The sequence below is a fragment of the Streptomyces sp. NBC_00989 genome (assembly GCF_045162655.1).
In the GTDB taxonomy this organism is placed as follows: domain Bacteria; phylum Actinomycetota; class Actinomycetes; order Streptomycetales; family Streptomycetaceae; genus Streptomyces.
The window spans coordinates 10,799,001-10,812,285 of sequence record NZ_CP108728.1 but is presented as its reverse complement, the minus strand read 5'-3'; the positions used below and the strand labels follow the sequence as shown (position 1 = coordinate 10,812,285).

The following is a 13,285-nucleotide window of genomic DNA, read 5'->3' as shown; positions in this document are numbered from 1 at the left end:
CGCAGCAGGGCGGGGCCGAACGAGTGAGCTGTGAGTCCGGAAGGGATCTCGACCGCCGCGGCACCTCGAACCCGCACTGCTCGCCCTCGCAGCACTTGCGCTCCGTGGCCGGGTCAAGCGCTGACAACCGATGCGAGAGGCTTCAGGGCGACCAGACCCTCACCTCGTCGTGACGTCGACTGGTGTGCGCAGGTGGGTGGTTGAGGTGTCGACGGCGTGGCCGTGTGCTGCGCATGGTGATGGACGGCCCCGTGGAGGTACGCACCCCCCACCGTGATCACAACAGACCGCGGGCTACCAGGGAATGACTCCGCCGTCCTCGAAGAACGAGCCGGTGGGGCCGCCGTCGGGCAGTGTGGCGAGCCGGATCGCTGTGGCCGCGCCCTGCTCGGGGGTGCGGGGTCCGTGGAAGCCGGTGAAGTCGGTCGCGACCAGGCCCGGACAGGCGGCGTTGATCAGGATGTTCGTGTCGGCCAACTGCCGGGCGTACTGCACGGTGACGGCGTTGAGGAACGACTTCGAGGGCGAGTAGGCCGCCATGACGGGGCCGATCTCGATGTCCGGGTCCGCCTGCCGGGTCAGGGAGGCGACGGCACTGGAGACGTTGACGATGCGGGGCGAGGCCGAGCGCCGCAGGAGCGGCAGCATCGCGTTGGTCACCCGGATGACGCCGATGACGTTGGTCTCCACGACCGTGCGGACGAGGTCGAGGTCGAGTGTGGTCGGGTCCTGGACCCAATCCGGCCCCATGTCCCCTGAGATACCGGCGTTGTTGACCAGGACGTCCAGGCGCCCGGCCCGTCGTTCGACCAGTTCCGCGGCATCGGCGACGCTTCGGTCGCCGGTCACCTCCAGCGGCACCCCGAACGCGTCCACCCCGGCGGCACGCAGCTTCTCCACGGCACTCTCGCGCCGGACCTCCTCACGGGCTCCCACGCCCACGCGGTACCCGAGGGCACCCAGCCCGGCCGCGATCTCGTACCCGATTCCCTTGTTCGCGCCGGTCACCAGCGCGGTCTTCGCGGTCTTCGTTTCGCTCATGCCATTGATCGTCACTCGCGGGCGAGCGGTGCGGCCAACACCGATTCGGTGCTCTGTCATACCCGGTGGGTATCACCCGGAAGCTACGCTGTGGCCATGGACGCCTTGGAGACCCGCGAGTTGAGGTACTTCCTGGCCGTGGCCGAGGAACTGCACTTCGGCCGCGCCGCCGAGCGCCTCGGCATGGCCCAACCGCCGCTGTCCCGGGCGATCCAGCAGCTCGAACGGCGCCTCGGCGTCTGTCTGTTGGAACGCAACCGGCGCGGTGTCGCCCTGACCGGTGCCGGAGAGGTGCTGCTGCACGAGGGCCGTGCGGCCCTCGACGCGAGTACCGCCGCCGCTCGCCGGACCCGTCGCGCCGGTGGCGCCGACCGTCCGGACGGTCCCCGCGACCGCCTGGTGCTGGCGGTGAAGGCCGCCGCCTCCCACGAGCTGCTGCGGAAGCTTCTCGACGCCTACGCGGCCGAACCCCGCGCCGCCGAGATCGAGGTGCTGCCGTGCGGCATGTGTGAGCAGCCGGAGCTGCTGCGCGACGGCCGCGCCGATGTGGCGCTCATGCACGCGCCGTACAACTCCCTCGCCGGGTTCGACAGCGAGGCGCTGATGTCGGAGGGGCAGATCGCCGTCCTGCCCGCCGGTCACCCACTCGCCGCACGCGAGACGTTGTCCCTGGCCGACGTCGACGACGTCCCCGATCTTCCGCGCGCCCGCTGGCCCCGCGACGGCACGTACCCGCCGGGCCTCGGCCCCGAGATCCACGACCAGACGCAACTGGCCCAACTGATCGCCCTCGGGCGCACCATGGCCGTATTTCCCGACTCCGCCCGTTCCTGGCTGTGGGCCGGGCACGCCGCCGTCCCCCTGACCGACGCACCCCCCGTCGTCACCCACATCGCCTGGCCCGCGCACAGTCGCTCGCTCGCCCTCGCCGGGCTGATCCGCACGGCCGTACAGCTATGACCTTCTTCGAGGTGTCGTACCGGCGACCTCGCGCAAGGAGAGGCCGGCGACCTGGTGGTGCAGGGTGGCGAGGGCAGCGGCAAGGTGTCCCTGCGGTCGTCTGCCGATGCGGAAGTTCCGACGAGCACGCCGACCTGGACGGCCAACGTCCGCGCCAGCAAACCGACTTCACCAGCTAGGTCCCTCATCAACGAGGGCCAGGCCTCTGGACGACGGTCACCATCCACCAGGACCGACCGCCGTCCGCATCGAGGGGCCGTAGGAGATGGGCGCGTCTACACCTCGATGTGCCAGCCCATGATGATCGTCCGGTCGCGGGGCAGGCCGAAGTGCTCGGCGGCGTCGGCCGTGATGTGGGAGGTGGCGATGAACAGCCGTTTGCGCCAGGGGGCCATCGTCGGTGCCGGGCCGCGCCGGAGCTCGATCGTCGACAGGAAGTAGGACGCCTGGTCGAGCAGCAACGGCCCCTCGGTGTCGGCCGGTTCGAGCATCGCCAGTGTCGCGGGCACGTCCGGTGTCTCCATGTAGCCGAACCGGGCGGTGACGTGGATGATCCCGTCGTCGGCGTAGCCGAGGCCGTCGACGACGATCCGCCGGTCGGCCGGGACGCGGGGCACGGGTTGGGTCTCGATGGACAGGATCACGACCTGCTCGTGCCGTACGTGGTTGTGTTCCACGTTGGCCCGCATGGCCAGGGGTGCCGTCTGTTTGCCCCGGTTCAGGAACACTGCTGTGCCGGGGACCTGGAGCACCGGCCTTTCCCCGCTGCGGAGTTGGTCGACGAACTCGCGCAGGGAACCCTCGTGGTCCGCTCGTTCCGCGGTGACGACTTCGCGGCCGCGCTGCCAGGTCGTCATGACGGTGAACGCGGTGAGCCCGATCAGCAGCGGCAGCCACGCGCCGTGGACGAGCTTGGTCAGGTTGGCCGCCACGAACAGCAGGTCGACGGAGAGCAGCAGGGTCGCGCCGGTGGCGATCAGCCACACGGGCGTGCCCCACTTCGCGCGGGCGACGTAGAAGAACAGCAGGGTGGTGATGGTGATGGTGCCGGTGACCGCCATGCCGAACGCGAAGGCCAGCGCGGCGGAGCTGCGGAAGGCGAAGACCAGGGTGAGGACCGAGACCATGAGCAGCCAGTTGATCCAGGGGACGTAGATCTGGCCGATGGTGGACTCGGAGGTGTGCGCGATGCGCAGCCTCGGCAGGTAGCCGAGCTGGGCCGCCTGGGAGGCGACCGAGTACGCGCCGGTGATCACCGCCTGCGAGGCGATCACCGTCGCCGCCGTGGCCAGCAGGACCATCGGCCAGCGTCCCCAGTGGGGCACGAGCAGGAAGAACGGGCTGCTGATGTTGTCCGGGTCGTCGAGGATCAGCGCGCCCTGGCCGAAGTAGCTCAGGACGCAGGCGGGGAAGACGAGGAACAGCCAGCCGCGCGTGATGGCCCGGCGGCCGAAGTGCCCCATGTCCGCGTAGAGCGCCTCCGCGCCGGTGACCGCCAGCACGACCGCGGCGAGCGCGAAGAAGGCGGTGCCGAAATGACCGAAGAGGAAGCCCAGCGCGTAACTCGGCCACAGCGCCCGGAGGATGGCCGGGTGATCGGCGATGCCTACGACTCCGCACGCGCCGATGGCCGTGAACCAGAGGATCATGACCGGCCCGAACACCCGGCCCACCGCGGCGGTTCCGCGCCGCTGCACCAGGAACAGCACCACGATGATCACCGCGGTGATGGGTACGACCGCGTCGTCCAGCGACGGCTCCACGACCTTGAGCCCCTCGACCGCGGACAGCACCGAGATCGCCGGGGTGATCATGCTGTCGCCGAAGAACAGCGACGCGCCGAAGATGCCAAGTCCGGTCAGTACGACGGCGGTTCGCCGACCCCGTTGTGAACTCCATTGCCGCACCAGCGTGATGAGGGCCATGATGCCGCCCTCACCCTCGTTGTCGGCACGCATCGCCAGCAGCACATAGGTGACCGTGACGATGACCATCACCGACCAGAAGACCAGCGACACCACCCCGTACACGTTCTGCGTGCTGACCGGGACAGGGTGGGGGTCGCTCGGGCTGAACACCGTCTGAAGGGTGTAGATCGGGCTGGTCCCGATGTCACCGAAGACGACGCCGAGAGCACCGATCACCACCGCGAGCCGCACTGCCTCCCGCACGCTCCCGCGACGGGCCTCCGGCGGCCCTGGCGCGGACCCCTCGTCCGCTACGGCCCCGTGCCCGCGATCGGCCATGCTGATCCTCCCTCTGGCGGACCGCGGTACCGCAGGCCCGGTGCGTCGGGGCGGACACTACCCATGCACCGGCGCGATCGCCCGCAGGCGCCCGCCACTTCGCCTCCAACCGTGTCGCCGGACCGCATCGCGAGCTGTTCGTGCCGGTGGTGCGCTCGCGCTCGGCGGTCAGGACGGCTGCACCTGGTCGAAGAGGGCGAGGGCTTCGGCGGGGTCCGTGCTCACGAGGCGTTCCAGACCGGCCGTCGTGATCTGCGCCCACTTGCCGGCCCGTGCCCACATCTCCACCTCGAAGGCACGGACCGCCTCGTCCAGATCTTCGGGGCCGGAGGCGATGGACTCGGCGAGTTCGGCGCCCTCCAGCATTGCGAGGTTCGCGCCCGCCCCCAACGGGGGCATCAGATGGGCGGCGTCGCCCAGCAGCGTCACCCCGGGGACGTGGGTCCAGGTGTGGGACACGGGCAGGACGTAGAGGGGGCGGTGGACGAACGCGGTGCCGTGGCGGAGGAGGTCGAGGACGGGAGCGGCCCAGCCGTCGAACAGGGCCAGCAGGCGCGATCGCACGGCCTCGTCGTCGGCGGGATCCCGGTTCGTGTGCCAGTCCAGCGGCGCGCGGAACTTGGCGTACACCTTGACGTGGCCGCCGCTGTTGCGCTGGGCGACGAGGGAGCGGTTCACGCCGTACACGGCCACGGAACCGTCGCCGATCAACCGGGCGAGATCGGGGTGGCGGGTGTCGACGTCGTCGAGGGAGGTCTCGACCGAGGTGACGCCGGTGTAGTGGGGCGTCGCCGACGAGACCGCCGGGCGGACCCGGGACCAGGCTCCGTCCGCGCCGATCACGAGGTCGAACGTCTCCTGCCGCCCGTCCGCGAAGTGGACCAGTGCGCCGTCCCGGGTCCCCGGCACCACCTGCGTCACTCCCCGACCCCACCGCACGTCGAGAGGCCCGAGCAGCAGGTCACGGAGTTGCCCACGGTCGATCTCGGGATTGGCCCGCTCATCGGGACGGGGTCGCCAGTCGCGCAGGACGGTCCCGTCCGTGTCCAGGATGCGCATGGCCTGCCCCTCGGGACGGGACAGCGCCCCGAACTCCGCCAGCAGCCCCGCCTTGTCCAGCGCGCGCTGGCCCAGCCCTTCGTGCAGGTCCAGCGTGCCCCCTGGAGGGCGGGCCTCGGGGCCGGGATCGCGTTCGAGGACGGCGACGGAGTGGCCATGGCGGTGCAGGACACGGGCGAAGGTGAGGCCGGCCGGGCCGCCCCCGACCACAGCGATGCGATGTCTCATGTCGATACACTGTATTGGTTCAATACGCCGCCTCGCAACGGTACGGTGTGATCATGACTGTGTGGGACCGGCCGGAGCCGCCGAATCGCCCCGTTCCGCTCGACCGGGAGCGGATCGTCGCCGCTGCCGTCGCGCTGGCCGACGAAGGCGGGCTGGAGGCGGTGTCGTTGCGCAAGGTCGCGGCCCGGCTGAACGCCGGCCCGATGCGGCTGTACAGCTACATCGCCACCAAGGAGGAGCTGTTCGACCTCATGGTGGACGAGGTCCAGGCCGAGATCCTCCCCGAGGAACAGGCCGGTGGCTGGCGGGAGGCGCTGCGCGTCCTCGCCCACCGCACCAGGCAGGCCGTTCTCCGTCACGAGTGGCTGGCCGACCTCCTCGGCGGCCGCCCGACCCTGGGCCCGAACGGCCTCGCCGTGACCGAGGCCACGCTGGCCGCCCTCGACGGCCTCGCCGACATCGACACCGTCATGCGTGCCGTGGAGACCGTCAGTGCCTACTCCACCGGCGCGATCAGGCGCGAGATCGCGAACCTCCGGGCCGAGCGCGCCACGGGCCTGTCCAAGCGCGACTGGCAGCGCGCCCACGGCCCGCACGTGACAAGGATGTTGGCCACGGGCCGCTTCCCGGCGCTGGCCAGGGCCGTCCACGACGGCACGGACGTGAACGCCGAGACATCCTTCGCGACCGGCCTGGACTGGGTCCTCGACGCCGTCGCCGCCAAACTCACCCGGCCGCCGACATGACGCTCAGTTCTCGCCGAGGGTGAGCGAGGGCGGGGACGGGGACGGGGGCGTCCTGTTCGGCGGTGGGCAGGAGTGCCTGGGCGGAAGCGGTCACGGCTGCGGAGCCCCCGGCGAACGATGCGCCGATCCGCATCGCCCTCTCGACCATCGGCGCGGTCTCGGGGTCGACGCGGCGCAGGTAGTCGGCGACCGGAGCCAACGCCGGCAGCAGCATTCGACGAGGAACCGCAGGATACGGCGGCCCAGAAGCGCGAACTCGTCGATGAAATGCGGGTGTTCGCCGATCGCGACGACGCGGGCGTCTCCGATGATGCCGCGCAGTGGATCCAGGTCGCCGTCGAGCGGCGCCTCAGCGTCGAGGTGGATGAGCGAGGTGCCGGGGGGGACGAGCGGGGCATGCGGACAGCTCGATCCTCAGTGCGGGGAGGGATCAGGCGCTACGGCCTCCAGGTCGTCGACGCTGCCGGACATGACCGTGCGCAGATGTTCGGTGAGGTGTGGCAAGGGCCAGTCCCACCAGGCCAGTTCGAGGAGGCGCTCGATGTCGGCGTCGTCGTAGCGGCGGCGCAGCAGCCGCGCGGGGTTGCCGCCGACGATGCCGTAGTCGGGGACGTCGTCGACGACGACGGAGCCGGAGGCGATGATCGCTCCGTGGCCGATGCGGACGCCGGGCATCACCATGGTCCGGTAGCCGAACCAGACGTCGTTGCCCACCGTGGTGTCGCCCCGTCCGGGCAGACCGGTGATGAGGTCGAAGTGGTCGGCCCAGGAACCGCCCATGATCGGGAAGGGGAACGTCGAGGGGCCGTCCATCCGGTGGTTGGCGCCGTTCATGATGAACCGCACGCCCTCGCCCAGCGCGCAGAACTTCCCGATGACGAGCTTCTCGGGCCCGTAGTGGTAGAGGACGTTGCGGGTCTCGAAGGCCGTCGGGTCGTCGGGATCGTCGTAGTAGGTGAACTCCGCGACCTCGATGAGCGGTGAGGTCACCAGTGGCTTGAGGAGTACGACCCGAGGCTGGTCCGGCATCGGGTGCAGCAGGGTCGGGTCGGCGGGAACGGGCGGCATCTGTGATCGCTTCCTTTCGGAGGTGGTGGGACGTCAGGCGTCGCACCAGCGGGTGAGCGCCTGGCGCAGTGCCGGCACGGTGTCGTCGGGGGGGCTCGTCGACGGGCAGGGCCCAGGCGATGTGCCGGTCGCCCACGAGCCGCCGTACGGCCCGGTGTTCACCGGCGCTGTGGTGAATCCCCCGTAGCGGACGCCGAGTTCGGGGTCGGTTCGGGTTACGGCCCGCTGTGGATCAGGGACGCCCACAGGTGGGGTCGGCCGGAGTGCTCGGTGCGCAGCTGCCGTATGACGCGGTGGAGCACTGTCGCCGCGTCGTCGGCGGACGCCGTGTCCGGCATCAGCCGGTAGAAGTGGTCGGCCGCGGCGGCCGCGACGTGGTCGGCCAGTGGCCAGAGGCTCGCTACGACGTGGCGGAAGCCGGCCAGTTGGAACGCGGAGGCGAGGTGGATGGACTCGTCCGCGTGCCGCCTGCCGACGTGTCCGGTGGAGCACGCGGACAGGTATGCCAGTTCGGCCTCGTGGAGGTCGAGGCGACCGATCTCGGCGATGGAGAGCACACCGTCGTGGAGGTGCAGCCCGCCCTCGGACGGCGCGTCGGGGTCGGTGCCCGCGTGGCAGGCGAAGTGGGCCCAACTCGCCCTGGGGAGCGCCCCGGTCACCTGACCGGCCGTTGCCCGCTCGTTGGTGAGCAGCGGCATGTCGGGATGGGCGGCGTGCAGGATCGCCGCCTCGGCGGCGGTGGCCGGCAAGTCCGGCAGACCCGGGGTCCGGTCGAGGGTGACGGTGAGCCGACGCAGGGCCGTCGCGGCCGGGCGTCCCTGGGCACGGGCCAGGGTGCGCAGGGTGGGCGTGTACGACGAGATCACCCGGTCGAGCGCCCCGGCGCCACCGGGATGTCCGGCCGCGTGCAGCGGCAGCAGCGCGAGCGGCCCGGTCGGCATCCACCACACGCGGGGCAGTACTCCGTCGGCCGGGCGGAGCCGGTCGTCGATCGCGTCGAGGACCGGTTCGACCGTCGTGTCCCACAGTCGGCCGAGCAGCTTCGTCAGCACGCGTTGACAGCGCAGTTCGCCGGTGAACGAACCGGCGTCGTGCGTGACGTCCATCAGCTCTGCGGCCCACGCCTCGACGTCGGACAGCCGTAGGTCGGGCAGCGGCACCGGCAGCAGGGGCCCTTCGGCGGTGACGACGATGGCGTCGCACCGCTGCCGGCCGGCGTTGAGCAGGACGACCGCCTCACCGGTGGCGGTCGGCCGCAGCCGGGTCCACCTCAGCGGGAGCAGGAACCGGTCCAGGCCCGGCAGGCTGCGGATCTCGGCCAGTACGGCGTCGTGCTCGGCCCACAGCCGTTTCCGCCGGTCGACGTGGTCGACGTCCTGGCCGTCGGGCGTGGCCATGGCCGGGGGATCCGGCGCGTTGAGGGCATCGCGGACCCGGCTCAGCCGGCCGGCCAGTACCGGGTGCTCGGCTTCGAGATCGCCGAGGGGTGTCCGCAGCGCCAGCCGGGACGTCAGCAGGATCGACCGGCCCAGCTCGGCGGCCTGGACCGCGCCGCCCGGATCGTCGAGGGCGCAGTGTACGGCGATCGTCTCGCCGACCAGTCCGCTGTTCGCGCCGAGGCGGTACTCGTGGTCGGACGACGAGGTCTCCCGTGCCGCGACCAACGGCAGCAACTCCACCGCCGTGTCCAACAGCAGCCGGGCGGTGTGCGGTTCGTCCAGTACGTAGGCGAGGCGGCCGACCGCCCAGCAGGCGCGGAGCCGGTCCAACGGGGGCGACGTCGTGGCCGCGAGCGCCTCCTCCGCGAGCCGGGCGATCCGCGGCCGGTCGACGGTGCTGCCGGTGTCCCACCTCCTGGTGTGACAGATCGCGAGGAGGTAGATGCGTGAGGCCCGCCGAGGATGGTCGGTGGGAGTGGCCACGACGGTCCGTTCCGCGGCGTCGACAGCACGGTCGAGGTCGGACGGGTCGCCGGTCCGCTGGAACCGCAGCCGGTGGGTGTTGCCGAGGTTGAACAGATGCTGCGCGCGTCCCGGATCACCCGCGGGGACGGCGTCGGCTGTCTCCCGCGCCAGGTCGACCGCGCGGTCCAGGTCGGCCGGATCACCCGAGCGCTCGTACCGCGCCTGATAGGACCGCCCGAGGTTGTAGAGGCGCAGCAGTCGGTCGGGGTGGTCGGCGGGTGTGGCCGCGAGCGCCTGGAGCGTGCGGTCGATGGCTTTGTCGCCGTCGGCGCCGCCTCTCCGGAGGAACCGCGCCTGGTAGACCGTTCCAAGGTTGGACAGCCATGTGGCCCGGCTCGGATGGTCGTCGGGCGTGGCGGCCACGGCCTGTTCGTGATGCGCGACGGCACGCTCCAGGTCGTGAAGGCTGCCGCTGTGCTCGAACCGTTGCTTGAGGGCGTTGCCGAGGTTGTTCAGGCGCATCGCACGGTCCGGGTGGTCGTCCGGCGTGGCGGCCACCGCGCGTCTCGCGGCGTCGATGGCCGCGTCCAGGTCGGACACGTCTCCGGTACGGGTGAGCCGGGACCAGTGGGCGACGCTGAGGTTGGACAGGCGCATCGCCAGGTTCGGGTGGTCGTCGGGCGTGGCGGCCACGGCCTCTTCGTGAAACGCGATGGCACGGTCCAGGTCGGCCACGTCCCCCAGCCGGTCGAACCGCCCGCGCACGGTCGCCGCCAGGTTGGACAGGGCCATCGCCCGGAAGGGGTGATCGGGCGGTGTGGCGGCGACGGCGCGCTCCAGACTCTCGACAGCCCGGTGCAGATCGGCGGGATCCCCCTTCCGGTCGGACCGCGCGCCGCACGCCGTGCCCAGGTTCGACAGACGGTGGGCAAGATCCGGGTGGTCGTCGGGCGTGGCGGCCACGGCCTGTTCGTGATGTACGACGGACCGGTCCAGGTCGGCCACGTCCCCCCGCCGGTCGAACCGCGCCCGGTACACGATGCCGAGGTTGGACAGGATCGTCGCGAACTCGCGGTGCCCCCGGGGCGCCGCGGCGGCGGCACGATCGAGGTGGCCGATCGCCCGGTCCAAGTCGGCCTGCTCCCCCAGCCGTTCGAACCGCGCGTGGTACGCCATGCCGAGGTTGGACACGTAGGTGGCACCGTCGGGAGCGTTGTCCGAGGCGGCGGCCACCGCCTGTTCGTAGTGGCCGATCGCCCGGTCCAGGTCGGCGAGGCTCCCCGTCCGCTCGAAGCGGTCGGCGTAGGCGGCGGCGAGGTTGGACAAAGCAGTCGCCCGGTGCGGGTTGCCCGGGTCGGCGACGACCTGTTCGCCGAAGCCGATGGCGCGGTCCACGTCCGCCGGACGGCCCGCCCGTCCGAACCGCGCCCAGTAGGAGGTGGCGAGGTTGGTCAGGGTGGTCGCCCGGTGCGGGGAGTCGACGGCGGTGACAGCCATCGCCCGCTCACCGAAGTCAATGGAACGGTCCAGATCCGAGACGTGCCCGGTTCCCTGGAACCGCCGCAGGTGGCCCATGGCGAGGTTGGTCAGGATCGTCGGCCGGTACGGGGAGTCGGCGGGAGTGGCAGCCAGCGCCCGCTCACCGTTGCCGATGGACCGGTCCAGGTCCGAGAGGTGCCCTGTCTGCTCGAACCGCAGCAGGTAGCTGCTGCCGAGGTTGGTCAGGGTGGTCGGCCGGTGCGGGAAATCGGCGGAGGCGACGGCCATGACCTGCTCGCCCCTGTCGATGGAACGGTCCAGATCCGAGGTGCGCCCGGTTCTCTGGAAGCGCAGCAGGTAGCCCGTGGCGAGATTGGACAAGGTTGTCGGCCGGTGGGGAAAACCGGCGGGGGCGACAACGATCAACCGCTCACCGCCGTCGATGGAACGGTCCAGGTCCGAGAGGTGCCCGGTCCGCTCGAAGCGCAGCAGGTAGCCCGCGGCGAGATCGGACAAGGCTGTCGTCCGGTGAGGCGAATCGGCGGGGGCGACAGCCATCACCCGCTCATCACGGTCGATGGAACGGTCCAGGTCCGAGAGATGTCCCGTTCTCTGGAAGCGCAGCAAGTAGCCCGTGCCGAGGGTCGTCAGGTGGAACGCGATGTTCGGGTTGGCGCCGGGCACGCCAACGGCCCGTTCCCCGAACTCGACGACCCCGTCCAAGTCGTCCGGGTGCCCGACCCGTTGGAACCGCAGGAGATGGGTGCAGCTGAGGTTGCCCAGGATCAGCGCGGAGTTGGGGTCGCCGTAGTGGAGGGCGGTGACGGCCTGGTGCCCGATGCCGATCGACCGGGCGGCGTCGTCCTCCTGTCCCGTCAGCGCGTACAGGGCCCGATGGGTTTCGGCGAGGTTGTACAGGCGGGTGGCGCGGCGTGGATGGTGGTGCGGTGTCAGATCGACGATGCCCTGGAACAACGCGACGCAGGCGCCCAGTTGTGCCGTGTCACCGGCCCTGGTGGCCCGGTTCAACAGGTCGACCGCCTGCTGGTTCAGCAGCTCCGGATCGGGCTGGTGGTAGGAGGACATCGCCCATGAGACTATCGGCCGACTGACGGAAGGAGGAGCCCTGGTGGACGCCGAACGATCGGCACTGACCACGCTGTGCCAGGAGTTCGAGGCGCTGATCGGCGAGACCGGGCTCCACTCCACGGAACGTCAGGAGCTGCTGGAACGGATCGTGGCCGAGGCGCGGGCCCGGCGTCCGGTGCTCGCCCTGCTGGGCCAGTTGCTGCACACCGACCGTGAGACGACCCTGCGCACCCTCGCGTCAGGACTGCCGGGAGCCGGGCCGGGCAAAGCCCGTCAGGAGACCTTCCGCTGCCCGGACGGCGCCTGCGACCGAGCGGCGGTACCGCCCCCGGCGGGCGCGATCCCGCGCTGCGCCGTCATGGGTCGGCCCCTGGAACGGGGGTAGTCCAAGTGGGCGGTTTCTTCCAGCAGTTGGCCAAGACGCTCGCCGACCGGTGGCTCAGTCTGCTCGTACTGCCCGGTGCGTTCTTCCTCGCCGCGGTGTGGCTGTCCGTCACCCTCGGCCATGCCGACGCGTGGAACGTCGCGTTGTCGACCCGACGGGTCGAGCACACCGCCGACACGGTCAGGGACCTGCCGAGCGGGGCGCAGGCACTGCTCGTCGTGGCCGTACTGGCGGCCGCCTCCGGTGTGGGCTTCGTCGTGCAGGCGCTGGCCGGAGTCACCCGGCGCGTCTGGCTGGGGCAGTGGCCCCGCCCGTTCGCCGCGGTCGCGGCGGCGCGGACGGCGCGTCGGCGTGCGCGGTGGCACCTCCTCCTGGAGAAACGCCGGGCGCTCGAAGCCGCGAGCCCGGGCACACGCACCCGCGAGCAGCAGGACCGGATCGACGTCGTCGCCGACCGTGTCACCCGGCTGGCCATGGCGGAACCGGGCAGGCCCACCTGGATGGGCGACCGGATCCACGCCGTGGAGTCGATCGCGTACCACCGCTACGGGCTCGACCTGACCTACGGCTGGTCCCGGCTCTGGCTGGTCCTCCCCGACCCCGTGCGTACCGAACTCACCGCCGCGCACTCGGCGTTCGCCGCCGCGGTCGCCACCGGAACCTGGGCCTTGCCCTACCTCCTGCTCACCGTGGTGTGGTGGCCGGCCGTGCTGATCGCCGCGGGCATCGGCCTGACCGGGTGGGCCCGCGCCCGCTCCGCCGTAGCCGATTTCACCACCCTCACCGAGGCCACCCTCGACCTGCACGGCCGGACGCTGGCGGTCGCGCTGGGCGTCGGCGACCCCGCGGAGGGGACCGGCCCGCTCAGGATCGGCGAGGGTGAGCGCATCACCGACCTCGTGCGCAAGGGCCGCTAGCAGGACTCCGTCAGGCCCTAGGCCAGGCTTTCCGGTCCGGACTCGTGTGGAGCGTGTCGGAGGCCTTGGACAGAGGGTCACGCCGGAAATCCGCGGCACCGCTGAGGCCGCTCGACGCGGGCCGAGTTAATTCGGTTGCCGCTCCCCGTACCCGCCCCTCACC

General features: G+C 71.3%; 10 protein-coding genes. 4 read left to right on the top strand and 6 right to left on the bottom strand.

Annotation, left to right across the window (positions count from 1 at the left end; all coding sequences use genetic code 11):
• Positions 1-294: 294 nt before the first annotated feature.
• On the bottom strand, positions 295-1,041 hold the full coding sequence (locus tag OG714_RS48710) for an SDR family oxidoreductase (protein WP_406130917.1): 747 nt from the start codon (positions 1,039-1,041) through the stop codon (positions 295-297).
• 96 nt (positions 1,042-1,137) lie between these two features.
• Here OG714_RS48710 and OG714_RS48705 point away from each other — a divergent pair, with 96 nt between their 5' ends.
• Positions 1,138-2,001, top strand: a complete 864-nt coding sequence (locus OG714_RS48705) for a LysR family transcriptional regulator (RefSeq protein WP_406130916.1) — start codon at positions 1,138-1,140, stop codon at positions 1,999-2,001.
• A gap of 275 nt (positions 2,002-2,276) precedes the next feature.
• Here the strand turns inward: OG714_RS48705 and OG714_RS48700 are convergent, their stop codons facing one another.
• Both OG714_RS48700 and OG714_RS48695 read right to left on the bottom strand, forming a co-directional pair.
• Positions 2,277-4,247, bottom strand: a complete 1,971-nt coding sequence (locus tag OG714_RS48700; protein WP_406130915.1) for a potassium transporter Kup — start codon at positions 4,245-4,247, stop codon at positions 2,277-2,279.
• Positions 4,248-4,415: 168 nt separating this feature from the next.
• Positions 4,416-5,534: an FAD-dependent oxidoreductase gene (locus tag OG714_RS48695; protein WP_406130914.1), complete on the bottom strand. Its 1,119-nt coding sequence runs from the start codon at positions 5,532-5,534 to the stop codon at positions 4,416-4,418.
• Between the two features lie 53 nt (positions 5,535-5,587).
• Between OG714_RS48695 and OG714_RS48690 the strand changes: the two genes are divergently transcribed.
• Positions 5,588-6,280 (top strand): TetR/AcrR family transcriptional regulator, encoded by a 693-nt coding sequence (locus OG714_RS48690; RefSeq protein WP_406130913.1) that lies wholly within the window; start codon positions 5,588-5,590, stop codon positions 6,278-6,280.
• Here OG714_RS48690 and OG714_RS48685 read toward each other — a convergent pair.
• From OG714_RS48685 to OG714_RS48675, 3 genes are all read right to left on the bottom strand, one after another.
• A complete protein-coding gene (locus OG714_RS48685; protein WP_406130912.1) occupies positions 6,261-6,494 on the bottom strand; it encodes a hypothetical protein in 234 nt (77 codons plus the stop codon). The two genes, OG714_RS48690 and OG714_RS48685, sit on opposite strands and share 20 nt — an antisense overlap.
• 200 nt (positions 6,495-6,694) lie before the next feature.
• On the bottom strand, positions 6,695-7,348 hold the full coding sequence (locus OG714_RS48680; protein ID WP_406130911.1) for a CatB-related O-acetyltransferase: 654 nt from the start codon (positions 7,346-7,348) through the stop codon (positions 6,695-6,697).
• Between the two features lie 215 nt (positions 7,349-7,563).
• Positions 7,564-11,817 (bottom strand): CHAT domain-containing tetratricopeptide repeat protein, encoded by a 4,254-nt coding sequence (locus OG714_RS48675; protein WP_406130910.1) that lies wholly within the window; start codon positions 11,815-11,817, stop codon positions 7,564-7,566.
• 43 nt (positions 11,818-11,860) lie between these two features.
• On the opposite strand from OG714_RS48675, the gene OG714_RS48670 reads away from it, so the two are divergent.
• Together OG714_RS48670 and OG714_RS48665 are read left to right on the top strand one after the other, a co-directional pair.
• Positions 11,861-12,205 (top strand): hypothetical protein, encoded by a 345-nt coding sequence (locus OG714_RS48670; RefSeq protein WP_406130909.1) that lies wholly within the window; start codon positions 11,861-11,863, stop codon positions 12,203-12,205.
• A 5-nt stretch (positions 12,206-12,210) separates the two neighbouring features.
• Positions 12,211-13,122, top strand: coding sequence for a hypothetical protein (locus OG714_RS48665; protein ID WP_406130908.1), 912 nt, complete (start codon positions 12,211-12,213; stop codon positions 13,120-13,122).
• The last annotated feature ends 163 nt before the right edge of the window (positions 13,123-13,285 follow it).

What these genes read in the sequence shown, in the direction of transcription:
- OG714_RS48710 (WP_406130917.1), bottom strand. Translation starts at nt 1,041, where the DNA reads ATGAGCGAAACGAAGACCGCGAAGACCGCGCTGGTGACCGGCGCGAAC.
- OG714_RS48705 (WP_406130916.1), top strand. Translation starts at nt 1,138, where the DNA reads ATGGACGCCTTGGAGACCCGCGAGTTGAGGTACTTCCTGGCCGTGGCC.
- OG714_RS48700 (WP_406130915.1), bottom strand. Translation starts at nt 4,247, where the DNA reads ATGGCCGATCGCGGGCACGGGGCCGTAGCGGACGAGGGGTCCGCGCCA.
- OG714_RS48695 (WP_406130914.1), bottom strand. Translation starts at nt 5,534, where the DNA reads ATGAGACATCGCATCGCTGTGGTCGGGGGCGGCCCGGCCGGCCTCACC.
- OG714_RS48690 (WP_406130913.1), top strand. Translation starts at nt 5,588, where the DNA reads ATGACTGTGTGGGACCGGCCGGAGCCGCCGAATCGCCCCGTTCCGCTC.
- OG714_RS48685 (WP_406130912.1), bottom strand. Translation starts at nt 6,494, where the DNA reads ATGCTGCTGCCGGCGTTGGCTCCGGTCGCCGACTACCTGCGCCGCGTC.
- OG714_RS48680 (WP_406130911.1), bottom strand. Translation starts at nt 7,348, where the DNA reads ATGCCGCCCGTTCCCGCCGACCCGACCCTGCTGCACCCGATGCCGGAC.
- OG714_RS48675 (WP_406130910.1), bottom strand. Translation starts at nt 11,817, where the DNA reads ATGTCCTCCTACCACCAGCCCGATCCGGAGCTGCTGAACCAGCAGGCG.